Annotated in this window: 15 protein-coding genes and 3 pseudogenes; 2 read left to right on the forward strand and 16 right to left on the reverse strand. The window is 46.6% G+C overall.

The annotated features are described in order from the left end of the window. Positions 1 to 44: 44 nt before the first annotated feature. A pseudogene (locus tag AACT42_RS15540) lies at positions 45 to 698 on the reverse strand (ATPase); the annotation flags it as partial. A 276-nt stretch (positions 699 to 974) separates the two neighbouring features. Between AACT42_RS15540 and AACT42_RS15545 the strand changes: the two are divergent. Both AACT42_RS15545 and AACT42_RS15550 read left to right on the forward strand, forming a co-directional pair. Beyond that, complete coding sequence (locus AACT42_RS15545; RefSeq protein WP_094133933.1) at positions 975 to 1,328, forward strand: hypothetical protein; 354 nt, start codon at positions 975 to 977, stop codon at positions 1,326 to 1,328. Between the two features lie 326 nt (positions 1,329 to 1,654). Further along, positions 1,655 to 2,209, forward strand: coding sequence for a hypothetical protein (locus AACT42_RS15550; protein ID WP_047687708.1), 555 nt, complete (start codon positions 1,655 to 1,657; stop codon positions 2,207 to 2,209). Between the two features lie 335 nt (positions 2,210 to 2,544). Here the strand turns inward: AACT42_RS15550 and AACT42_RS15555 are convergent. From AACT42_RS15555 to AACT42_RS15625, 15 genes and pseudogenes are all read right to left on the reverse strand, one after another. Further along, positions 2,545 to 2,706, reverse strand: a pseudogene (locus tag AACT42_RS15555) (L-threonine 3-dehydrogenase); the annotation flags it as partial. A 160-nt stretch (positions 2,707 to 2,866) separates the two neighbouring features. After that, positions 2,867 to 3,094, reverse strand: coding sequence for a hypothetical protein (locus AACT42_RS15560; RefSeq protein WP_094133936.1), 228 nt, complete (start codon positions 3,092 to 3,094; stop codon positions 2,867 to 2,869). Positions 3,095 to 3,375: 281 nt separating this feature from the next. Next, positions 3,376 to 5,142, reverse strand: coding sequence for a PLxRFG domain-containing protein (locus tag AACT42_RS15565; protein WP_337247234.1), 1,767 nt, complete (start codon positions 5,140 to 5,142; stop codon positions 3,376 to 3,378). Between the two features lie 59 nt (positions 5,143 to 5,201). After that, positions 5,202 to 10,058: pseudogene (locus AACT42_RS15570) on the reverse strand (helicase-related protein); the annotation flags it as partial. A gap of 42 nt (positions 10,059 to 10,100) precedes the next feature. After that, a complete protein-coding gene (locus AACT42_RS15575; protein WP_337247235.1) occupies positions 10,101 to 16,427 on the reverse strand; it encodes an Eco57I restriction-modification methylase domain-containing protein in 6,327 nt (2,108 codons plus the stop codon). Positions 16,428 to 16,817: 390 nt separating this feature from the next. Continuing rightward, positions 16,818 to 18,050 carry a hypothetical protein gene (locus tag AACT42_RS15580; protein WP_094167953.1) on the reverse strand — a complete coding sequence of 411 codons (1,233 nt, stop codon included), beginning with the start codon at positions 18,048 to 18,050 and terminating at the stop codon, positions 16,818 to 16,820. A 116-nt stretch (positions 18,051 to 18,166) separates the two neighbouring features. Further along, positions 18,167 to 18,850 carry a GAD-like domain-containing protein gene (locus tag AACT42_RS15585; RefSeq protein ID WP_094183016.1) on the reverse strand — a complete coding sequence of 228 codons (684 nt, stop codon included), beginning with the start codon at positions 18,848 to 18,850 and terminating at the stop codon, positions 18,167 to 18,169. Positions 18,851 to 18,914: 64 nt separating this feature from the next. Continuing rightward, positions 18,915 to 19,607, reverse strand: coding sequence for a GAD-like domain-containing protein (locus AACT42_RS15590; RefSeq protein ID WP_094183017.1), 693 nt, complete (start codon positions 19,605 to 19,607; stop codon positions 18,915 to 18,917). Positions 19,608 to 19,671: 64 nt separating this feature from the next. Beyond that, positions 19,672 to 20,349, reverse strand: a complete 678-nt coding sequence (locus AACT42_RS15595; RefSeq protein WP_094183018.1) for a GAD-like domain-containing protein — start codon at positions 20,347 to 20,349, stop codon at positions 19,672 to 19,674. Between the two features lie 64 nt (positions 20,350 to 20,413). Beyond that, positions 20,414 to 21,106 (reverse strand): GAD-like domain-containing protein, encoded by a 693-nt coding sequence (locus AACT42_RS15600; protein ID WP_094183019.1) that lies wholly within the window; start codon positions 21,104 to 21,106, stop codon positions 20,414 to 20,416. Continuing rightward, entirely contained in the window at positions 21,103 to 21,429 is a 327-nt protein-coding gene (locus AACT42_RS15605; protein ID WP_254918670.1) for a polymorphic toxin type 15 domain-containing protein, read from the reverse strand. The genes AACT42_RS15600 and AACT42_RS15605 overlap by 4 nt, the downstream gene beginning before the upstream one ends. Positions 21,430 to 21,655: 226 nt before the next feature. Then, the gene (locus AACT42_RS15610; RefSeq protein WP_094183020.1) at positions 21,656 to 22,942 is read right to left on the reverse strand and encodes a hypothetical protein; all 1,287 of its coding nucleotides are present in this window, start codon (positions 22,940 to 22,942) and stop codon (positions 21,656 to 21,658) included. Positions 22,943 to 23,004: 62 nt separating this feature from the next. Then, positions 23,005 to 23,925: a hypothetical protein gene (locus AACT42_RS15615; RefSeq protein ID WP_094183021.1), complete on the reverse strand. Its 921-nt coding sequence runs from the start codon at positions 23,923 to 23,925 to the stop codon at positions 23,005 to 23,007. Between the two features lie 330 nt (positions 23,926 to 24,255). Next, positions 24,256 to 24,561, reverse strand: coding sequence for a hypothetical protein (locus AACT42_RS15620; protein WP_094183022.1), 306 nt, complete (start codon positions 24,559 to 24,561; stop codon positions 24,256 to 24,258). Between the two features lie 62 nt (positions 24,562 to 24,623). Next, positions 24,624 to 25,544, reverse strand: a complete 921-nt coding sequence (locus AACT42_RS15625; RefSeq protein WP_094183023.1) for a hypothetical protein — start codon at positions 25,542 to 25,544, stop codon at positions 24,624 to 24,626. Between the last annotated feature and the right edge of the window lie 15 nt (positions 25,545 to 25,559).

A 25,559-nucleotide genomic window follows, 5' to 3' on the forward strand; every position in this document is an offset into this window, starting at 1 on the left:
CCATACATCATTGAATCACTACCATCGGTTGACTTAGCGGCACCTTAACCTCCTGAATCCTCGTAAATTCATTGAGATTTCTGGCTTTGGCGTAATCGTTCTAACTGTTGCTGCTTCTTCAATTCGGCTTCGTGATTCGCCTTTATTGTCAGAACTCGCTGATAGTTATGCTCCAACGCTTCGAGTGTCAGTTCTGCGAGATTCATGGATTGACTGAGCTCAGTGATGAATTGGTGCTTTTGTGGGTCTTCGCCTGCCCATCTCTACGCGGTATTTGATCCGGCCTCACGGTTGGATTGGTTATCACCTAATCATCCATACACTTGATTAATCATCGATTTTCTTTCATCAAAGCGCGCATTAACAACGGAAACTTGCTCTGGTGTCGGGTCCAATAAGTCATTCAGCGCTGCAGTACGGTCTTTTTCAAGCTCTGTCACCGCCTCTCGCTACTGCTTAGCCATATGGATTTGGCCTGTCACGTCTTTCATTAACGCATCGAGTGGTACCACCTTCACCGCCTCATTACCACTTGTCATACGAATTTCCGTCACTGGTGCAGTTTTGGTCGTACCGTACTCATACGTCACTTTCAAACCGACCACCACACCCGGCTGATCGCCTTCACGGTTTGGGTCAATATCGGCAACAAAATCATGGCGCAGATACTCTTTATCCTTAATCACCTTACCCGATTCAGCTCTTGATTTTTTGTAAATTAAATCGGCAATATAGCTCTATTTTGGTTTGCAAAAGTTAGTATTAGATTAGGTATCTAATACAACCCACCTCCTTTGTGATTTTAATTCGGAAACAAAAAAATTCCTATTTAATCAACTAGAGGTGAATATATAAAATCAGTATATTAATTGCGATTCATATGTAGTGGCTAAATTATTCGCGATGAAGCCACTTGGATAGATAAGTGATGATATTCAAGCACCTTGAGGTTACTTGAGTATATAGAGGAAAAAATGAAAAAATTATCGCTGTTGTTATCGCTTTGTTCGCTGGGTTTCGTTACTAATGGTTGTTTTGCTGGTGAATGGTTGAAAGGGGTTTATGTTAACCAAGATGGGTCATCTTTGATGGATGAAGCTATCTTCTGTGATAGCGGCAAAGTATACGCTGGCATGGCTCCAAGACTGTACCAAATTGAGGTAAAAGACGACGGTAACTACGTCGTGTTGAACTCGAACGGCAAGTTCACTTTTAAGATCTCAGACGACAGAACAGAGTTATTTCCTGCTGATGGATTTACCTCAAAGTGGTTCACTGAAACCAGCCTAAAGCTAGATCCAAAACGAAACGATACTTGTAACTGGTAATCGCGTTAACAGGTAAGTGCATCACGCTATGTTATTACTTACACTTGAGCCTATTGAAGGTAAAGAAGCAATTCAAAGAATGTTTGTAGAAGAGTTCGCCAAATGCAAAGATGGTTTGTATCGTGGAGAACATTTTTTAGGATGATCAATGGGCTATCTTAGAATGGAAAGACCCAATAGGTTTAATAGACTGTGGCTTTTTCAAAATTCAAAATGGCTTAATTCAATTTCAACGAGGTCACTGGGACAATTGCGCAATGCGCCTTCAGCATTTTCGCATTGCATAATTGCCCGTTAGCTTAGCGTTAAATCTATAAGGAGTATTAATGAAGATCGTGAAACGTCTCCTCAAGGAAGGAGAAAACAAGGTGTCTATTTTCGAGAAGGCTTTGGCCGAGGGACTTAATCCAAAAAAGGTTTCGAAATATCTAGCAATGTACCCCGATGCCGAAGAGTCTGAGAAATACAATAGAGCCAACAAAATCTTGATTGGCATGTATTCTGTTCTGGTTTTATTCGGTTTACTGGGTGCAGCGCCAATTCTCTCTGAGTTACCATATGGTGCAATACTTGGGGTTCTGGCCTTTGCGCTATTGATCCCTGGTGTAGTTATAAACTGTATTTATAAAAAACAGTCGATTGGGTATTTGATACTTTGCATTTTCCTCTTTAAGGGAATTCTTGATTCATTCAAAGGGTACGAAGCAGACCCTGTTGGGGTTTGGGTAGGAGTAGTCATTAATGCCTGCCTTATTGTTTATGTGGTTATATTGAAAAACAAGCTCTTCCCTCATCAAAATTTCTTTAACACAAAGAAGAACGATGAGGGTGTTTCTATCTTCACCAAAGATTTAACAAGTCAAGCAAGTGGGACTGCCTAACCGGCAGCCCCTTCTTGAGGCGTTAACCCATGGATATTTTTATCTGAAGCAGACGCGTTAGAGTTAAGGCTTTAACTCGAAATTATCCAAAAACGATTTTGAGCAACAAAAAACACCAACCATTAGCCTTTTGAAGAACAGATACCGCAAACCTTGATTCTAAATCTTGGGGCTAAACTGGCGACTAGCAGTGTAATTTTTGAAAGTGTTTAGGGCTAAATTGGGGCTTTTTGAAAGGTTGAATACGGTTTTATTTTCCACTTCACTGTTTATAAAAACAGTGTTAGCCAAAAACAAAGCGCCCCTTACGGAGCGCTCTGTGGAGAGATTTTCGGTTACTGCCAATCAAGGATAACTTTGCCAGAAAGCCCGCTGCGCATAGCATCGAAACCCGTTTGGAAATCATCAATTTTGTAATGGTGAGTAATGATCGGCGTTAGATCGAAACCAGATTGAATGAGGCTCGCCATCTTATACCAAGTTTCGAACATATTGCGCACCATTCATTTTTGTTTTTTAAAATCAATGCATTAACGGCAAGGCCACCATCATTGGGGCTAAAATGGGGCTATAAGTTTAAACCCTTGTATTTCTACTGCCTAAAAACTGATTAATCCCATCGATAGTATATTAAATCAGTAAGTTACAATCTCTTCTCTACTCTACAGGTTCTAAACTTTCGCCATTTTTTAATACGATCTCTTCCCCTAAGTAGCTCGCAAAATCTGTCAGTTCGATGCCACTGAGTTTGTTGCCTTTATACGCAAACTGACCTTCATGACAAATTTCATCGGGCGAACCACAAGTGACCCTAATCCTGTAAATAGGGTGACGGCTTTCTACAATACTAAGCCCTTTTGCCGTGGGTTCTGGAAACCAAAGCATACGCCCAATAACCTGAGCGTCATCTGGAGTATGAGAAGACTCCAACTTGAACAATAACGTTCCCAATATCACTAGAGCTAAGCTGGTAGATACGAGCAAGAGCAAAACCCATTTGATAAAAATTTTCACATTAAACACCCTAGCCTACTCGCGGAATTTTGTCAGACTACCGAGTTTCAAAGGGAGCCTATCTTACGATAACCTTATGAACCAAAGGTATTTATTCATGACATGAGCATTTAGATCATCATTGGCTAAATACTACCTTATAGGCCCAGCACTCAGAAATAATCATACTGCATAACGAGTGAATTCATTTTGGGGTTCACCGGAACTCCATTTTGCGTAATTGAACGCTTGCGAGCTCGCACTTTCAGCGACTGCCTTAAGATTTCACTAGTGATAGGGTTGCGCTTACCATATTGCGATTGATTAAACTTGCGGATCTTCACCATCACCGACTTCATTGCTTCACCGTCTTTCAGGCGATAGGCCGTGTAGTAGGCGTTCATCAAGCTTTGGCGGCGCTTAACGATAAAGGTTTCATAATTCTTAATCGCATTGTTCTCATCATACTGAAGGTTCGCACGGCCAATCGCAAAACCAGACGCTTGTCCAAGCAGCTCAAAGGCCGTTAGATCACTCACAATCTCGTCGCCGTTCTTCGTCGTCACGCCACCTTCATTGATGTATCGAGCGGTTTTAAGCACGTCTTTAATCGCTTTCGGCGGGATACGCTCGATACCGCGAGCAAATTGGTCGTTAGAAATATCGGCCAAGCCTTGCGCCCATGAAACACCAATACCACCAATCACCGGTCCTAACGCTTGCTTCATGTATTCTACGTACGCAGTAGAAGCATCCACATCACGGTTAATGCTGCGCACCCACAAATCATTGAGTGAGATACGGCCAGAAATACTTGGTAAAGCGCCATGCCAGATTAACGCTGCGTTCTCTTTACCAAATGCTTCGGCCAGCATACGTTTTAATTCAGTTTCCGCATCAAACGGCTCGTCGTCATCCCCCACAATCTCTTGCGCCGCTTCAATCGCCGTGGTGATCGCCCACAATGGCAACGCACCCGCACCACCAATAAAGAAGGTCGAGGCCAACGTTCCTAAAAGCTGTTTACGTGCCATCGATTTGACTTCGGGCGTCTCCCCTTTTAACGCTTTGGCTAGGTTCGCCCACAAGTAATAAGTCATGTTCTGGCTGTACTGCTTAAACTGTAGGGCGACTGCCGCCATATCGCTTTGCATAAAGCGCGCACGGTTAATCGATGAGTAGTCAAAATGGCTATCCCACGTATCTTTAATCGCATCTGCGATCGCCTTTTCATGGTCGCCGTGTTTCTTCATAGCAAGACGATAGGCCGCAATATAGGTCACTTCGCGGTTAAACACTTCGGCATGGTGGAAAGCCCAACCAATGATGTTCATCGCTTTGTTCCAAGTCCCTGAATACTTCGCGTTGGGGTTCTCTGCCAAACCAGCTAAGTCTGCCGCTTGCGTAACATCAATCACGCCCTGCGCAACCGCACGGCGCATCGCCTCTTTTTCGCCATCGGTGAGCACGCTTCCCAATATCCCCTGACCTTTCGGGCGGTTTCGGGTAAATGCCGCTTTCAGGTATTGCGCCGTCGCTTGGCTCATCATTTTGGAAGACTCCGCCATACCATAGCGGGAACCCAAAATAGGCAGGGCGACTTGAAGGTTTTGGGTTAAGTTCACCATTGCTGCGGCAGGCGTTAAACCCAACATCCACACAAAGCCCAAACTGGTAAGCTTTTGCGCCCAACCAGCGCGGGAAGGATTGCGCACCCATTCATGGCGCTTGTTCAGCTCTTCCACCACACGGTCGGCTTCCACATTGTTCGGCAGCTCATGCACGTACTTCTGAATGCTATCGAGGTGGTTATCCAGGATATCCATATGGTCGAGGCGAGCCTGCTGGCGCGATTGTCTAAAGCCTTGGTCAGCCAGTGCTCGCACCGCATCTTGGCTAAAACCGGCAACGCCTTTGCGGTGAATGAAGTTACGGCGCATCGAGCGAGCGGGCGAGCGGGCAAGGTGCGCAAATACATCTGGTAAATCTCATCACTCAGCGACTCTTTCGCCGGTGTGTGCATGTTCGCTTGCTCTACCAACTGCAACACATCGGCCACAAACGGCAGCGACGCCTTCTGCACCGCATTAAATTGCGCTTTCATACCAGAGTTGAGAGAAAAGCCCGCCTTACGCAGTTTCTCGGCGGCCAGTTCCATTTCGCCTTTGGTTTCAAACATCATAAATTGGCGTTCGCCGTTCTCATCGGCAAAGTCAATCCAATAATCACCGTGGCGTGACAGTGGGAAGTATAACCCTTTGGCGGCGCGCTCGTGACGCTGGCGCAACTCGGCCAGCATCGCTTTACGGATCTTGGCATCAAACACCGCTCGTACAATGTTCTCTTCCAGCGCTTTATTCATCCGCTCAGATTGAGCACGATAGTGATCGCGCATCTGGCGATAACGGCGCTTCTGCTCAGCGTTGAGGCGGGCAAATTTGGGGCGTAACTCCACATGGCGCTTGCGGCGATTTGGCTCTTGTTTCAAAAGCTCTCGCTCTTCTTGAAGGGTTTTCCAAGCCTTAGAGCCACGTTCACTGTTTAAGCCGCCCTCTTCTTTCAAAATCCGCTCTTGCTTAGCAATACTCTCTTTCAGCTCTTCCTCGCGGGATTGGAACGCCTCAGACGGGTCCACATCCGCCAAGGTCGCCTCATGCGCAAAAGCAAAGAGTTCACCCGCCTCTTTCGGGTTCGCCTTAGCCCAATCGCTAAGGTCTTCGGCTATCTTGGCCGCCTCTTCGGCCAACATGTTCTGTGTCACCACCATAGCGTTGATTTCATCTTGGTAGGCGTCAATCATCTTGCCCAAAGGCTTATCAATAACGGTGGAGACCTCCCCCATCTGGCGCAGCGTCAACATCGCGTATTTGTTGCGGCCAAGCGCATCGAGCGATTGCCCAATCACCGGCGCACCATACAGCGCCTGTTTGATTTTACTCACCAAAGCGTTTTGCTTTTGCGCCAGGGCCTCATCGGCGCTCATCTGGTTTGAAGTAGTTGCCGTATCCGCTGGCGCGCCCTGCGATCTTGAGCGAGAGAAAAACAGCGTATTATTCTCAGGTCTTGTCACCTTATCTTTTGGCGGCGGCGCTTTTAGCTGCTCCTTTGCTTTGAACACCAAGGTCAGTAATTCATTATTGTTAAACTCAGGGGAGTAAATAAAACCAAATAACGAACGCAGCATAGCGCGCACTTTCGCCAATAAACGTTGAATAGGCGTCGCAAACTTTCGCTGCTCAGCAAGATGCGCCACCAGCTCCTGTACCAGAATTTCCTCGGCATCTGCCTTAGTGAGCGTCTGCGCAGAATTTAAGTAAGGTGCTAAATCCACACCATTTTTCTCTGCAAGCCGTTGAATCCCTTTGATGCCGCCTAACCTTAAGGCTAGGGTATTCATATCCGGTTGCGCCTTACCTTCTTTGAGCAATCGCGCTAATCCAACGTGACCAACCACTTCGTGGAAAATCGTTTCTTCTACCTCTGAGGCATAATTATGTTTTTCAGCGACCAACCAGACTTTGTGCTCTTTGGTGTCATAAAGCCCGTACACTTCGCCTTTGGCATCATTCTTGGCTATGGCTGTTTTTACATAATCAGGAAGATCCGCCTCCGTATCCACCGTCTCAAAGCGGAGCGTGAAGTCTTTGAGGCCGAGCTTGCCGAGCGCCGTGCGAGTCACCGCATCAATGGTGCTCCGTTTCACAGTGATACCACCGGCTATCTTTCCGGTGTTCACCCCGGTACGCCCTGCATTCGTACTGGTACGACTAAACAAGACGACGCCATCACTCGCCGCTGAATCCCTCGACGGCTCATCCACTGGCGAGCCTATCTCGCGTTTGGCCTCTTCAATTTGGCGCGCTTCATGGCGCGCTTTAGCCTCAGCTAAAAACGCATACTCCGCTTTGGGCGTTTGAGTCGGTTGCGGTATCACCTCAGACAGTACCGGCGCTTCCCCCACTTTTGAGTTGTGTGAAAGAAGAAGATGCACATAATCCCCGTTAGCATCGAGCGCTGGCATCACTGAATCGTATTGCCAGCCGGGATAAGGAATGCGCACACCCACTGTCTGGTAACGCTGGCCGTTATGCTCAACCGTTTCAGGGCGGATAGAGTTCGGATCAAAGGTGGAGCGCTTCACTTTGCGCAGCTTTTCACGGTCAACAAACTTGTTAGGCGTTTCACTGCGGCGTAGCTCTTCTTTGATATCGGCCATCGAGGCCTCTACCGACAACCATAGGTTGCGGCTTTTCGCCTCATCCAGCTCTTGTTTGAGCGCGGTGATATCTATCTTGGCAATCTGGCGCGAATCCTTGAGCGTACTTTGCAAGCTTTGCAGCTTTCTCTCGAAGCGCTCTTGCTCACCATTTAACGCCGTGGCAATCGCATTGAGGTGCAGCGCATTCATCAGCTTAGGCGATTGCACAATCGAACTGCTTTGCATCCCTCGCGCCATATAGTCGATGGTCTTACCTTTGCCATCCACCAAGCGCACATCAATCAATGGCGTTTTAGTTCCCTCATGGGTGAAATAATCCACGTCCATCACCAAGCCCAATTGCTTACCCAGCTTGATTTCCCCTTGCCAACGCCGAGATTGCTCGACCGCCGTAATCGCTGGCTGAATGATGGTCTTATTCAGCTCGATGGAATACTCATCATCGAGTTCATGGATCATTGGTCGCTTAGGCTTTCGCGGTTTCTTCAAGCCGCGCTCTTTGCGGGTTTTCGCATCCAGCTCAGAGTAAATCGCCATCGCCGCATCGTATTCATTATCCGCCGCTAAATAATCGGCTTGTGCATCACGGTACAGCGTGGTGAACGCTTCGGCATCAAACTCCGTGATATCGGCCTTACGCAGCGTTTCAAGGCGCAATTCAATGGCGGCTTTCTCATCGTCAAAATGCTCTACAAAACGCTTGGCCGCGCCAATCGAACTGGCTTGCGCCGTGTAAGAGCTGTCTAAATCTAAAAGCTTCGCGTCCGATTCCAGTTTCAAGCGGTAAATAGGGTTGCCGGTTGACGCGGCTTTAAACTCCGCGTAGCTATCGGCATCCGAATTGCTGTTTTCAACAAACTGATCTAGCTCGCCGTTACGGAACTGCTCAATCGCGCCCGCCTTACGCTCTAGGATTTGCCACATCACAGGGTCACTCGAACCTTGAGTGGTGTACGCAATCAGCTCAACCTCAAAGTCTTCCGATTTACCCGCGTTCGCGGCACGTTGGTAAAACTCATTGCCCTGACGCACAATTCGCCCTTCGCGCTGCTCCATATCAGACGGACGCCAAGGCGCATCCATATGATGCAAGGCCACCAAACGATTTTGCACGTTGGTTCCCGCGCCCATCTTCATCGATGAGCCAATCAATACCCGAACCTCACCACGGCGAACGCGATCAAACAGCGCCTCTTTTTTCAACGTGGTGTTGTAGTCGTGGATAAACGCTATCTCATCATCGGGAATCCCCTTTTCCATCAGCGAGGCTTTCAGGTCATCGTACACACTAAAGCCAGTATCCGCCGTCATGGTAGAGGCGGTCAGTTCGCGGATCTGCTCTTCCAGCTTCTCGTACTGGTCAGCATCAATCTCGCCGGTTTCCGCTTGAGCGTTCACCTTATCAACCAACTCTTTCAGCGTTTGCGAGTACGGCATTTCCCCCTCGTAGATGTCCAAACGACTGGAAATAAACGCTGCCGCTTTACCCTTACCTAAGACCGTTTCAGCCAAGCTTTTAAGGTCTGATTTCACCGTTGCAATCGCGTACTTCGCGGGCGTACCCATATCGGAGAACACCAGTTGTGTACCTTTATCGTCCTGCCACTGGTCGTAAATCGATTTGATCCGCTCGGCGGCGCGAGCCACTTTCCCGGTTGGGTCACGCTGTGCGGTCGGGTCCACCAAGCGCACATCGAGCGAGGCTTTTTTCGCATCGGTCAGTACCCACAGTGGGTTATCAATCTTAGCGTAAGCGATCCGCTCCTCTTTGGTTTTGAGCTGGTTAAACGCCTCCATACGGGCAATCAGATAGTCGTTGTACTCGCGCTGCGCCTCAGTCGCCGGTGCGATGTTAAGCTGACGTTTACCGCCTTTGATATTAGGGATAGGGAATCGGGTCGCTTTATTCTCGCCCGTCGCCTTGTTCTTGGCCTCCACATCCTGACGGAAGATGTTCACCATATCTTTTTGGGTGATCACATCGGCAAACTGACGATACAGGGTCGAAAGTTGCTGCATGTTATTGAGTCCCTTCAACACACTGCGTTCTTTCACCGTGCCGGTTGGCGTGTATTCCAAGGTGATTTCGGTATTGAAGAACGAGCCAGCGAACGCATCATAGAAAGACATTTTCAGCTCTTTCAGCGTGTCGTGGCCAAGGTAATACATCATGGTGTACACCTCGACTAAGCTGTTAGAAATCGGCGTACCGGTCATAAAGGTCACGCCACCGTTCTCTAAGCCCTGAATGCTGCGGGTTTTGATGAGCAAATCGAGCGCCTTTTCAGAGCCTTTCGGATCGTTCATCCCCACCACACGGTCAGTGCGTGTCGCGTAAGTCAGGTTTTTAAACTCGTGCGCCTCATCAACCACCAAGTAATCCACGCCCAAATCCCCAAAACTAAACCCGATTTGGTCAGCGTTCTTACTCAGCGCTTCCTCTTTCTCTTTGATTTTGTCTTGCAGACGGGAAATCGAGTCCTCAATCTGTTTGACTGTCGCCCCACGCTGCCCAGACTGCTTAGCTTCGGCTTTCGCCTCTTCGAGTGCGCTGCGCAGTTCGTCAATTTTCTCGTTAATCACCGTGCGAAAATGCTCAATATCATTGGGCATGGCGCGCAAATGGCTATGCCCCATCAACACCACATCGTAATCGCCGGTCGCAATGCGTGAGAAAAACTACTTACGCTTCTTGGCCGTAAAGGCTTTATCATCCGCGACCAGCACCTTAGCCGACGGGTAGAGCTTCAAAATATCTTTATGGAAGGAGCCTAGAATATGGTTCGGAACCACCGCCATCGGCTTTTTGCTCAGACCAAGACGCTTACGCTCCATCATGCCGGTAATGGCCGTAAAGGTTTTACCCGCCCCCACGGTATGATCGAGTAAGGTATTTTTACTCTGGATCATGCGAAGCGCGCCATCGAGCTGGGTTTTACGCATATCGACCGCAGGGTTCATCCCCACGGTTTGCAAGTACAAACGCCCGTTGTATTTACGGTTAACGTGGGTATTAATCCGCTCGTTAAAGTTATCGGCGATTTGCTTAGCAATCTGCGCATCACTTTTCGCCCACGTCACAAACGTCGAAGCGAGCTTGTTGGCCAGCGCATTAACTTCCTTGGTCGCTTTCTCGTTTTTGGTGCGCTCTTTGCCATTGGTGTCGTAAATCACCAGTGATTTACCATTGGCGGCAGAGTTCAATAAATCCGCCAGTGTGGCACGGTCATGCTTAAACTGTGAGCCTAATGCACTGAGTGTGCCGCCCGCCTCGCCCAACACTGAAATAGCCCCGATATGACGGTTAACATTCACCGTCGCCTTATAACCTAGCGCTTCGGCAAAGCGTTCAAATACATCAGAGTCAATCCATGTTGCACGGATAGAGGGCTTCACTTGCTCTGGCGTTTTGTCTTCAGGAATCACGGCTTCCAAAAGCTTCAGGTTGGTGTCTGACCCTGAGCTCTTCGCCGCTTGGTACTTCGCCTTCACGTTGCCCGATAAGTAGTCGTCGATGAACTCATACTTTTGCGTTTCAGGGTTCATCAACAAATACGGCTTTTCACCTTCGGTCAGCTTCGCCAGCACCTCATCATGGCCAAGACCGAGCAAACCGCTCACGTACTCGATATCGACCTTACCGCGTTCACGCATCGAGTAGTTGACCGCATCCGCCACATTGTTGGCTGATTCAGGGCGCTTGTAAGGGAAGAGCAAACGTTTAGAGAAGAGATCACTCTTAGTGACCTCACCGCTGTCACTGACACTATCTAAGCCCGCTTCAATCCCTGTATCGCCATCGAGAAGATTCAAGCTCTCAGTCAGCGTCGCGGGCTTACTGTTTTTGCCTTTGGTCGCAAACGCCTGAGCAAATTCATCGTATTGCACGTTCAGGCGCTGACGCAGACGCTCGATATCCCCCGCACCGGTTTTCTCGGCGCGCAGCAGTGCCAGTGCGCTATTGCGAATGGTCAGCATCGCTTTCAGTTTGCGAAACTTATTAGGACCAAGGCGCGTGTTATCAATGACGTCATCAAGCGCGTTCAAAGCTTGGTTTTTGGATTGCTGTCCGGTGAGGTAAGCCAGCACCGCCTTGACCGCGCTCTCTTTGAGTTTTGAGCCAGTAAAATCACTTTTGATTTTGCCTTTATTCAGAAACTCGTTGTCCGCGAACTGTTGTAGGCGTGCTTTATCGCCTTGTTCCACATAATGGCGGGCTAAATCCAACCGCCACCCGTCATCACTCCAAATCGAATCGGGCGTCACTTCATAAACCTGAGCACCATTCGTCGGGTGATCGTCGCCACGGCGCATCACCTTGCCGTCGGCGTTCACCATCATGCCGCCAATCGCAAGGTCGGATTCCGCCAACATCACCTCACCGGCAATCGCATCTTTGGTTTCAGGGGTTAACGCTAAATCTTGCCCTTGTGCGAGTGAGGCCAGCGCTTTGCTGATTGACTGCTCAAGGTTCGCATGTTGCGAAACAGGGTTAACCGTCGATTCGTTCTCATCCCCACGGTACATCGTGCCTTGCGCGACTTCGCCCAGGATGTATTGCGGGTTTTGCGCAAACCACTGGTTAACACGAAAACCGTTCACCTCGCCGTCTACGTCCGTCCAAACGGTATTCTTGGCCGTTTCCCCCTGCTTAAGCTTGCGAAACGCCACGATATCCGTGGTCACTTCCGTACCAGCATTGCTCTTAAACGCCGTATTCGGCAGGCGCACCGCGCCGACAAAATCCAGCTCTTGGCTCAGTTGTTTGTGGTTTTTGTTCAGCGTATCGAGGAAGCGGTTTGTCACTACCATCATCAGCAAACCATTTTCATGCAAAAGCTTGCTTGATTTCGCGATGAAATAGTTATGGATCGCCATGCCTGAAATATCAGGGTTCTTGTTGTCACGGATAGACTGACTACCAAAAGGCGGGTTGCCAATCGCCAAAGAAAAAACGCCGTGTTTAAACGGCGTTTCTTGGAATCCTTTTACCTGAACATCGGCTTCAGGGTAGATAAGCTTGGCAATATTGCCGGTCACAGGATCGAGTTCGGAGGCAAACCAGCGCGATTGATCGCGCATGTCGGACGGTTGCCAACCAATAAAGTTACCTGAACCCAGCGATGGCTCGACCACATTCATCGGGCTGTTGCCAAGACCCAACGCTTTCACGCCACTCCACATGCCTTTCACTACGGCCTCTAAGGTATAGAAGGCGTTACGGGTACTCATCCGAACGTTGTTGTATTCCTCTTCGGTCAGCAGCGTTTTTAGCTCTTGGTGCGCGGCTTGCTGTGATTTGGAAGTGTTCGTGTTATCAAACACAGAAGCGAGGCCGCCCCATCCCACATACTGTGCCAGTACCTTTTTCTGCTCAAGCGTCGCGGGCATTCCTGACTGAGTGAGATCCTTCATTAAGCGAATCGCCGCGATATTCGCGGCGATCCTTTCTGTAGCAGTTCCATTGGCGAGGTTATCCACCTCATCGAGCGCTAGGCGTTCAATAGCGTCTCTCGATACGCTTCGCTCTGTGCTGTCAGGTAATGTACGCCTAGACTCATTAGCTCGTCTTCCCGCGCTCGCGTCTTCTTCGCTAACGCTTGAGCGATTGGCGTCAGTTCCTCGTTGCTCATTTTCTTGTACTTCGGATTGCGGCGAAGATCTTTCATCAAGTCTTGCTGTATTTGAGGTTTCGTTGCCATGGTCGATATCTCCTTTTGACTGTAGTGGTACTTCTTGGCCAGAATGAATTGAAGGTTCAGATAAAGCAGATAACCTTTCGGTATAGCTCTCTTTTTGCTCACGCTCGAAATCCGCAAGGGACTTATCGCCTAGCGCTTCTTGCAGCGCCTTTGCGGTAAAACCTTTATCTCGATAAGCTTCGCGCACACCTTTAAGCTTGGGTTTGGCTCCACCATTGTTATCAATAACCTCGCGGATCACCGCTTTTGCTTGTCGAATGATATCGGGATCATCCAACTTTTCCGCCGGTTGCGAGATTTGGTCACGGCGCTCATTGAGCGGCTTGCGCCAAAGAACATAACCGCCTCTCGGATCTTGAGTCGTGACATAATCACTTGGATTTTTGCGTGCGGCAGCCGTGTTTTTAGGATTAAAAGTCCCATCACCTTTCCCTACAACAAACTCATACCCGTCATCCGCGAGTTTTGATAGGTAATCAGAGTCTTGAGCTTGTCCTAAGTGCTCGACTCCAGCAACGATTTCTGTTGCAGAAGTAGGCCAAAATCCATATTTATTGGTCGGTGCTTTTTCTTCTGCTTGACCAACGGCGCTGTCGTCCAAGCTTTGCGCAGGTTGAGTACCGGATTCACGCTTAAGCGCGGCGGCGTTCATCATCGCGGCAGTTTTACCCACAAACTTATTCGCCAAATTGCGCACGCTGTGTACCATCAGTTTTTTAATAACGGGTAATGAGCTGGCTTGCCCGTCCAGCTCTAATACCGAACCTTGTGGAGAGGCATCAACTAACGCATTAATTCGTTTGATCGTCTGAGTGATTTCGTTCTCAGCAAAGGTACGCGCCTCTGTATCGCTAACAAACTCTTTAAACAGCGCTTCGGCATTCTTACGACGCTCGATATTCTCAGGCAGATTCGCCTCATAGTCAGCACGGCGACGGGCGGCTTCTTCATAGGCGGCGAGGCGCTTCTCATGGTTTTGAAATTCCGCTAAAACCGCATAAGTATCAAAGCCTTTAGCACGACTTAAGCGCTTGCGTAAACGCTTCGACATTCTTGACGTTTTTCCCGCAATCCCCGCAAAGTCACGAATAGGCTTCTTGCCTTGTTCACGCATTTTCATAGAGTTAGGGCGTTCCACAAAGCTCGATACCGGCTGACCTAAACGCTCACGGCGCGCATCGAGATCGGCTTGGCGTTCAGAAGCTTGAGCCTGTCCTTTCTGGTTGGCCAAATCACGCATAAAAGCGCGAGTCGTGCGCTCACCCGATTCAGGATGCACACCAAACCATGCTGGATTCTCATCCGGTGAAGCAGGGCGGCTGTCTCTTTCGCGCTGTGCGGCGGCCAATTGCGCGGCGTTTTTACTCTCCTGGGCCTTCGCTTCAATCGCCGCTTGCGCCGTATCACGGTCAAAACGGGCAGACTTAAACTGCGCTAAACCATTATCCTGATCGCCGGTTGCTTTCGCTTTCTCAGGCTGTGGGTAGCGGCGGGCGTATTCCAGCTCCACCATACGCTCTAGAAGCTCAGGCTTATTGCGGTCTTCCTTGAGTAACTGAGGCTCCATTTCTGCGCGAATCGCTGCTTTGCGTGAGCTTACCGTATCATCGAGCTGATACTCATTCTGCTTGCGCTCGATACGCTGGTGCGGCTTTTCACGCTTGGCCATGTCCAAACGGTTTTGGTTTTGGCGGTGTTCAATTTGGGTTAACGTCGGGTCGATATCGAGATCACGCCCTTTTTGCGCAAGAGACTCGTACTCTCGCTCTAGCTGTGCGGTCAACTCTGGATTTTGGTCAGCCTCTTCGCTTTTCAGAAATTGCTCAATCTCCGCTGCCCGCGTTGGGTCCACGGCGCGAGCCATATCAATCGTTTCTTGGTAAACGTTGCGTTCAGGTAGCACACCACGCTCAGTGAGCGCTTGGCGACTTTGCGCAAAGCTGGAACGGATCGTCGCATCTTTGCCATTGTCCGCTTGTCTTTGCTGCGCACCTTGCAGCAAATCATCGTATTGCCCTTGTGGGTTCAATGCTGGCTCATCGGCATTCATTGCGGCCGCTTGCGCTGGTGCATCCCCATTATGAGGGGGAGTCGGCATCGCCTGAGCGTCGCCTGAGGCTTGTTCTGCTATCTCTTGCTCTTGAGTATCACTGACATTCTGTGGGTTCGTTTGCGCGGGCTTATTCTCAGTCGATTGCCCTTTAGCTCTATACCCACCGACAGCACCAATGGGGCCACCGAGCGCAGCACCGATCACCGCACCTTCCAAGGCATCCACCAACGCACCGGTAGTAGGGTCAATCTCTTGTCCCGTCACCTCATTGGTCACTTGGTTTCGGGCATAAGTTTGACCATAGCCTTCAATAAACTCCGTGCCGCCTTCGGTGAGTGCGCCTTTCGCTGCGCCAGCAACCACACCCTTTTTACCCATCTTGCCCAGCAATGCGCCAAACAAATACTTATCACCCATCGCACCGGCGACAGAGGCCGCTACGGCGGTCGGGTCGGTAGACATTTGCAAGCTGGCATAACTGGCCGTCTCTTCTTTAGTGAGATCGAATAACTCCGTCGCACTCATCCCCTGATATTGCGGATCATCAGCAAGGCGGAGCAAGGATTGCTGAAAATACTCCGAGTTATCCGCGAGCCATGAGCTATCCATCTGCATTACCGCGTCACGCGCATCCATGCTTGCGCCACCGAGCGACGTTCCTACACCCGTTGCACCCGCGCCGGTGGCCGCCATTCGAGAGATCGCTTTATCAGCCACGGCTTGCGCCGCCTTTTCTGTCATGCCCTTTTTCAGCATCGATTTAGTAATGGTTGAGCGCAGTGCCACTTTTGCACCCGCACCGGCAAAACCACCACCGGCAAAGTTGGCCGCCAGCGAACCTAGCCCGTCAGCGATTTTCATCGCCCACACATCGATATCCGCCGCACCTTCGGCAAACGTCGGGTTGCCATTTTCGTTTTCTTCAAAGATACGGGAGTTCAGGGCGTCACGGCCATCTTGAGTCATACTCTCTTGCAGAGAATCCGAGCCAGACGACATCAAATCTCGAAAGCTCTCACCCACACCAAGGAAGTTCCCCGAGAGTTCGCCAAGGCCAGCCAGTGAACGCAGAGCGCCACTACCGACGGCTTTAGCGGTCTCCCCTAACGTCACATCGTAGTTACGTTGCGGCGCTTTAGGGGCTTCAAACTGAAAGCCTTTCGGTAAAAAGGCAGACTGACTCATATCCGTAGTGGCATTAATGGTCGATTTTGGTGAAAGTTCATAGCCCAATAACTTCTTGTCTTGCATGTGCGGCTCCAAATTTCAGGCATAAAAAAACCGCCACCCCGAAGGGCAGCGGCTTAATTAATAGACTGTTGTTAGTGTGGGAAACGCTACCACATTTTTGAATATACAACTACTGAGAGCGTGAAAATGTAGGCCGAGTTCTGCTAAAAAGCGTTTAATTCATGGGGAAATCCAGAAATCTGAGATTTCAAACTTTATCCGCGTGATGTGGATTTTATGTCCTGCTAGATAGGTTCCATCGCCGAACCACTCTTAGTAGAGCTCAGTAACGGAAAATTGACAACCTAAATGGTTAGGATTTCAATATGCTTGGGTTTAAGAGGCTTTTAGATCGCTTAAACCAATGCACATAATCACCAAGGTGCATACTAAGCGTGTGATAGAGTTACTTTAAATGTGCTCTAGTTTTCGCTCAATGATTTTACATTGTTCCATTTGCTCGGAGAGTTTTGCGTAGTGATTAAACTCAAATTCGAGACCCGTCCACACTCGTGTGTCCATTAAAATATTTGTTAGCTGCTCTCGATAAGGCGTAAATTTTGCTTTGGCAAACAACGACCGAATATCAAACACCCCGTCATCACCATACCTCACTCCTAAATCAATACTCCCTCTCACGTTCCGCCAAAAAAAGATAACTTCATCCGAGGAAGGTAAAACCTCTTCAGTATCAAATTTCTCATCGAGTGAAAGTGCTTGCTGATAAATGCTAGTACCTTGGGGAATAAACTTCATTATCGATTGATGAGCAGCTCGAAGTAGCTCCCCCTCAGAAATGGAAGCGATTTTGAAGAAAAAACTCTTCAGAGAGGCATCGCCTACGGCATTCATGCCTTTTACATACATTACCTTTCTTGCAACAGACTCATTTTCAATAGATCGATAGGCTTTAACTAGCTCGTCCACATGCCCTTGCGGTAAAAATTGAAACAGCCTTGGCGAATACACTTTACCGCTGAAAATGTATTCTTTTAATTGCTCACGAGACAAAGAGCTATTCGCCAATAATAACCAATACAGTGCATCTTCTCTTTGCTCTAAACTCTCCGACGCATCAAAAATCTGCTCCAAGGGCTGAAGCTCTTTCAGTTTGAGCCAACCTAATTTAAGTCTTTGGACTAAAGGCGTTGGCTCAATCGAAAGACGAGGCTGCAAATAACGCCATGCTTTTTCTAACCAAATAATATCATTGGTCTGGGCACTCAAAAGAAATAGATAGAGATACGCATTAACTTCTGAGTCCGTACCTGAAAAAATCGTCGTTAGCAGCTTATAAGTACGTTCTCGTTTTTGCTCAGTCACGAAAGAAAAAGCAGCAATCAATTCCGATTGGAGGTTAAAGTCCCTATGATTCACCTGTTCGTTAATGCAGAGCTTTAAAACCTCATGTTTATCGGTCAGCATTGCAATAAGCCATGCTGCAAAAGCAGTCTCTTCTTTGGTGATAAGCTTGGGTAGTTCACTTAAAACAAAGTCGTTTTTTGATAGTTTCTTTCCCAAATTGAGCAATTTGTTTTCATCATCAATTAACTTGGAAAGTGCGATGTCAGCCATGTTGGCTTTGGATGAATCAAAGTACTCATTGAGTTTGTTATTATAGTATTTTACTGTATTTTCAGGCATTTAAGAAAACTCAAAACTGACATCAATAATAAGAAGAGAGGAGGCTGAGTGAAATAAAAATAAGAAACACACACCTATCGGTCGTTGCTCTTATTTCTATTTCCCATTGACTCGCCCTAACGCATGATATTAATTCTCGGCTCTTCTAGATCCATTAACATTTCTATATGTGTTGTGATATCTACTTTTTGCAGATTCTCTAGCAGCCACTTCCCCCCTAAACAGGTCGCTGGTACAAACGCATACATTTCGTTTTCCGCCAAAGGGCCGAGTTTGTCTAAAGCTCGCTCAAACAGACGCTCTTCAAATTCATCGACTTGGTCATGTCGATAGCTTGAAGCTGTCCAAAAAAAAGTGGCCATACTCGACTCTAGTTCTTCTTCGGCTTTCTCTGGCTTAACGTCAATATGCCACTGATTAAGTAACCCTATCACCGGATAATAAGACATCACATTACCGCGCTTGCTGTTCCAGATTTCCAGATTTCCAAACGCCCCCCGGGCTATCACAAAGGTTTCCAACGGGTCGTCTAACTGACTAAGCGCAGATAGGCGCTCAACAATGTCTCGATAGTCGTCAGGGTTTACTGTCCAATACAAGCCATTGTTATAACCACACCAACCATAGCGCTCCCAATAGGCAAGCAGATTCTCGGGTAGAACCCCGTTGTATTGCTCAAGAACTTCAGCAGGTACAGGTGTACTGGAAACTATGGGGAAACCACGATGCACACCCATTGTATTTTCAAACTCATCAAAACCTTGCTGAATTTTCGCAGTCCATTGAAATTTAAAGCTCATTAATTCTTCCGTATATTGAAAATTAATAGATTTATTAGGTCGTTATTCTTATTTCTGGCTCCCATTAACCCACCCTACGCATGATATTAATTCTCGGCTCTTCTAGATCCATTAACATTTCTATATGTGTTGTGATATCTACTTTTTGCAGATTCTCTAGCAGCCACTTCCCCCCTAAACAGGTCGCTGGTACAAACGCATACATTTCGTTTTCCGCCAAAGGGCCGAGTTTGTCTAAAGCCCGTTCAAACAAAGGCTCTTCATATTCATCTTCTTGGTCTTGATCAGAACTTGAAGCTCTCCAAAAAAAAGAAGCCATAGCTGACTCGAGCTCTGCTTCGGTTTTCTCTTGCTTTACGTCGATATCCCACTGATACAGCAGCCCTATCACTGGGCTATAATACATAACATTGCCTCGTTTACGATTCCAGATTTCCAGATCCCCAAACGCCCCCCGGGCTATCACAAAGTTCTCTGATGGATCATCTAACTGACTGATCGCAGATAGACGTTCAATAATTTCGGTATAGTCGTTAGGGTTTACCGTCCAAAACATCCCATTATCGTATCCACACCAGCCATGGCGCTCCCAATAGGCAAGCAAATTCTCGGGTAGCACCCCGTTGTATTGTTCAAGAACTTCAACAGGTACAGGTGTACTGGAAACTATGAGGAAACCACGATGCACACCCATTGTATTTTCAAACTCATCAAAACCTTGCTGCATTTTCGCAGACCATTGAAATTTAAAGCTCATTAATTCTTCCGTATATTGAAAAGTAATAGATTTATTAGGTCGTTATTCTTATTTCTGGCTCCCATTAACCCACCCTACGCATGACATTAATTCTCGGCTCTTCTAGATCCATTAACATTTCTATATGTGTTGTGATATCTACTTTTTGCAGATTCTCTAGCAGCCACTTCCCCCCTAAACAAGTCACAGGTACAAACGCATACATTTCGTTTTCCGCCAAAGGGCCGAGTTTGTCTAAAGCCCGTTCAAACAAAGGCTCTTCATATTCATCTTCTTGGTCTTGATCAGAACCTGAAGCTCTCCAAAAAAAAGAAGCCATAGCTGACTCGAGCTCTGCTTCGGTTTTCTCTTGCTTTACGTCGATATCCCACTGATACAGCAGCCCTATCACTGGGCTATAATACATAACATTGCCTCGTTTACGATTCCAGATTTCCAGATCCCCAAACGCCCCTCTGGCTATCACAAAGTTCTCTGATGGATCATCTAACTGACTGATCGCAGATAGACGCTCAATAATTTCTCGATAGTCGTCAGGGTTTACTGTCCAATACAAGCCATTGTTATAACCACACCAACCATAGCGCTCCCAATAGGCCAATAAGTTAGTTGGTAAGATCCCTTCGTAATGCTCTAAAGCTTGTAATGGCACTTCTTGGGATACAAAAGCTGTCCCCATACATCGTTGAAACCGCTCAAACTTACTGTCCATTACTTCAGACCATTGAAATTTAAAGCTCATTAATTCTTCCGTATATTGAAAAGTAATAGATTTATTAGGTCGTTATTCTTATTTCTGGCTCCCATTAACCCACCCTACGCATGACATTAATTCTCGGCTCTTCTAGATCCATTAACATTTCTATATGTGTTGTGATATCTACTTTTTGCAGATTCTCTAGCAGCCACTTCCCCCCTAAACAGGTCGCTGGTACAAACGCATACATTTCGTTTTCCGCCAAAGGGCCGAGCTTGTCTAAAGCCCGTTCAAACAAAGGCTCTTCATATTCATCTTCTTGGTCTTGAGCAGAACCTGACCCCCCCCCAAAAAAGTAGGCCATATCTAACTCGAGCTCTGCTTTAGTTTGTTCTTGCTTTACATCGATATGCCACTGATACAGCAGCCCTATCACTGGGCTGTAATACATAGCATTGCCTCGTTTACGATTCCAGATTTCCAGATCCCCAAACGCCCCTCTGGCTATCACAAAGTTCTCTGATGGATCATCTAACTGACTGATCGCAGATAGACGTTCAATAATTTCGGTATAGTCGTTAGGGTTTACCGTCCAAAACATCCCATTATCGTATCCACACCAGCCATGGCGCTCCCAATAGGCAAGCAAATTCTCGGGTAGCACCCCGTTGTATTGTTCAAGAACTTCAACAGGTACAGGTGTACTGGAAACTATGGGGAAACCACGATGCACGCCCATTTCTTGTTCAAATTCATCAAACTCAGTTTGCATTACTTCAGACCATTGATATTTAAAGCTCATGATTTCTTCCTCTTATTTGCACAACGGACTAATTCAACATTCATTTTTTTACTGCCGTTACCCTTTTCGTTTGCTTCTTTACAAGCTTGTTTGTCTAGCAAGCTTACGCGTGAATTTTCCTTACCGCTGCTCCAAGATGCCCCAATCATACTGTTGATATTTTTGTCGCCGAAGCCTGTGATTTTATCTAAACCACCTGCGACCATATCTGGGTTATGTAATGCGGCTAACGACCTCATTTCATGCTGACTGTCCGCCATCGCGGTCACATTTCGTATGATTGTCTCTTTTGACCACGCTTGATTTTTTGCGTCCTCCATCATCCCAAACTCTTTTAATTTATTCTGTACCGCTTTTTCAGATATGTTTGCGTGCGCAACAATGTTTGGGTTCTATGGTCGGGCAAAACGTAAAAGGCAACGTATTGGTCACATGGTACTTGTGCACAATGACAATCTGTGGCTCTGGGAAGGGAAACTCGTGCCCCTTCAGAACACTCTACTTTTTAGGTCCTGTATCAAAAGGGAACTGGAAAAGATTACGTTAAATTTAAATACACGCCTTTATCTGCTCTTTTTGTCTTATAAACTGTGAATATCTCCCTAACTCATCAAGTGGATAAAACTGCTCGGTTAAAAGATAAACATATAGTCTAACCTTATTCGCCAACAATACGTCTGCATACCCAATATCATCAAGCATAGCACGAACTTTAGCTGTTTTTTTCATCCTCATGGTTGCCTTATATCTATCTATTTCAGCGATGAGTGGTTGAGAACTACGCACTTCCAGTTGATGTAAAAATAACTTTGCCTCTATGGTACTGAATAAAGGAAAGGTACCTAAACTATCTTTATCTTTTTTAAAATCAGAAAGCCAATGTTGTATTTCATTCTGTGCCCTCTCACTAAAAAATTGAGACATCGCAATGAGACCTAGCCCCCTTATCCTTGGATGGGAATGCGGAATAAAAACCTTATAAAGCCATTGGATCACTTTTAAATCGCCCCAGTTTACTAGTGCATCAGTTAATATCATCACTTTTCTTAAATCATCGCCTGTGCCATTACTGTTATATTCACTAAGAAAACGTTCAACTATTGATTCAATATAGCGAAGCTCGCTGTTTCCGCCAGAAAAGGCCAACCAGTCGCTTGAGTTCGTTGATAGGCTAGTCAAGCACTCGTCACTCTTCATATAACTAAGACTTTTATTTCTATCGCTACTGTATAAGCCAAGTGAAAAAATTATCTTCATCTTTCTATCATAATCATTACACAATAACTTTTCGTCTAAATAATGAGGGTTATCTTTACAATGTTTTTGTATGATAAATTGAGCTACGTATTGGCACTCATTGTCATCGGCTGTCACATCCATTACGTTGATGAGATCTAACCTATTATTTCTAATACACCATCCGACAACCCATAGCTTGATCGTTTCTCCATACTTCATCGCCAGCGTAAACACATATTCAAGGTGCTCTAACGGTAAATAAAAAACGAGGTTTAGTACATCGATAGAATAATCACCACTTTCAATAAGATTAAACAATGCATCAATCCAATCGGATTGCAAAGTTCGACATACTAGATGAAAAAACACCTCGCTCATCATATCATAATTGAGCAATAGCTCTTTGTTTTCAGCTTGATCAATAAGTGATGAAATCGAGCCTAGTAAATACTCATTTTCCGACAACCGTTCGATTAAAGCGATATAACGCTCTTCTACTTCGATAGCGACTTCGATATCAGAAAGCTCTTCTGACTGCCTTAATTCAATCATTTCTAAAGCGACTTGAGCTACAAATTTTAGCGTATTAATCGGCATATTATTACTCTCAGCATTATCGAAACTTGCAGTTATTTAATTATAATTTCTAATTACCGAGGCTAGCTCAATCCGTGGTCGGCTTTCAGTTTGGCAACGACTTGCTCTAATAGCTCATCTTTCGGGAAAGGCGTGGCAGGTGGCATGGCCGCAAGCGGTTGTTGCATCAGCGGGTGTTCATAGGCCTCAGGGTTCGGTAGCCCCATCTCTTCACGGATACGCAGCCACGTTAAGATTTCATATGGGAAGAACCAGAAATCACTCTGGCTAAAGTCATTGATTTCATCATCATTTCGGTCTGACCGAGCTGTATCCATATGATAGCTAGCCATTTGATTAACCAGCACTTGCACTGTCTCGACATCCGTCGTATCCCATTGGGAAAGTACCGCATTGTATACGCCCATATCAGAGGGAATATCGCACCCTTCTAAATCTACCTCTACATTTTGCCAACGGCATATAAGTTGGAGCAGAAACCATGGGTGAGTATACCAATCAGAACCACCGTTTAAGAATGGCGTTTTAAGAGCTCCGACGACCACTTCTGAAGCTTCTGCGGCCTCTTTTTTATGCCCGGTGAGAATGAGATAGCTAATCACGCGATAGGCATCACGTAGCCAGATATCCGCGGTCTTTTTATCTTCAGTATGATAGTGGGCTGTAATTTCAGGGCCTAACACCAGCCACCAATAGCCAGCTTGCGCCGCTTGCGCAAGTGGCGCCACCTCTAAGTGCTGATTGCAGAGCGAGCGCTTCATGCCTAGCTTAATAGGCAACTCTACTAATTCCTGTAAGAATGCCCAGTAATAGCGGAGTGTGTGTGTTCTGTTGCCATTCAAATACGCTTGAAAGTCATCGCGTAACTCTTCGACATCTTCTTCGTGTGACTCCAGAAAAAAACTGCCTTCGGCGAGATTTTTTTGATGGATTTTCTTTGTTTCGGTTATCTTTTTTTTAAGCTTTCGTGCTACTTCTTTCATTTTTATTCACCTTTCATTCTATATTCTTAATCTATTACCAATCTTTCTCTACGAGACGTTTTCCCTTTTTCACCCGACAACGATTTTTGTCATTGACGGGAGTATAAGCTTTCTTATCTTTATCGTCATCGGGTTCCAACGGTAATATAAATTTATAAGGACTGTTTGTGTTATTTTTGGTCCACATTACTTTTAATGTCTGAAGTCAAGATTTGACCACTTCGGTTTTGTATTTTAAGGTAAGGGCTTAGGCTAAAAACCTAAACCCTTACAACATCCATGTTGTTAAAGAGCAAATTGGTAATATAAATTTATAAAGGACTGTTTGTGTTATTTTTGGTTCACATTCCTTTTAATGTCTGAAGTCAAGATTTGACCACTTGGGTTTTCTACTAGATGAAAAAACACCTCGCTCATCATCTCATTACTGAGCAATAGCTCTTTGTTTTCAGCTTGATCAATAAGTGATGAAATCGAGCCTAGCAAATACTCATTATCCGACAACCGTTCGATTAAAGCGATATAACGCTCTTCTACTTCGATAGCGACTTCGATATCAGAAAGCTCTTCTGACTGCCTTAATTCAATCATTTCTAAAGCGACTTGAGCTACAAATTTTAGCGTATTAATCGGCATATTATTACTCTCAGCATTATCGAAACTTGCAGTTATTTAATTATAATTTCTAATTACCGAGGCTAGCTCAATCCGTGGTCGGCTTTCAGTTTGGCAACGACTTGCTCTAATAGCTCATCTTTCGGGAAAGGCGTGGCAGGTGGCATGGCCGCAAGCGGTTGTTGCATCAATGGGTGCTCAAAGGCCTCGGGGTTCGGTAGCCCCATCTCTTCGCGGATACGCAGCCACGTTAAGATTTCATACGGGAAGAACCAAAAATCACTGTCTCCAAAATCATTGATTTCATCATCATTTCGGTCTGACCGAGCTGTATCCATATGGTAGGTAGCCATTTGATTAACCAGCGCTTGCACTGTCTCGACATCCTTCGTATCCCAATGAGAAAGTACCGCGTTGTATACGCCCATATCAGAAGGAATATCGCACCCTTCTAAATCTACCTCTACATTTTGCCAACGGCATATAAGTTGGAGCAGAAACCATGGGTGAGTATACCAATCAGAACCACCATTTAAGAATGGCGTTTTAAGAGCACCGACTACCACTTCTGAAGCTTCTGCGGCCTCTTTTTTATGCCCAGTTATAATGAGGTAGCTAATTACCCGATAGGCATCCAAGAGCCAGATATCAGCGGCCTTTTTATCTTCAGTATGATAGTGGGCTCTAATATCAGGGCCTAACACCAGCCACCAATAGCCAGCTTGCGCGGCTTGCGCAATCGACACTACCTCTAAGTGCTGATTACAGAGCGAGCGCATCATGCCTATCTTTATCGGAAAGTCTACTAAACGATGTAACGATGACCAATAAAAGGATAGATAGTCATCTCCTCTATCCTCAAGATAGGCGTTGAATTCATCGTATAACCTTTTAACTCGTCTATTATGAATACGTAGAAAATTGCTGCCTTCCATCAAGTTCTTTTGATCGAGTTTTTTTGTTTCGGTTATCTTTTTTTTGAGTTTCCGTGCAACGGCGTCCATGGTGCTTATCCATTT

The sequence above is a fragment of the Vibrio sp. V15_P4S5T153 genome (genome assembly GCF_963874485.1).
GTDB classification, from domain to species: domain Bacteria; phylum Pseudomonadota; class Gammaproteobacteria; order Enterobacterales; family Vibrionaceae; genus Vibrio; species Vibrio anguillarum.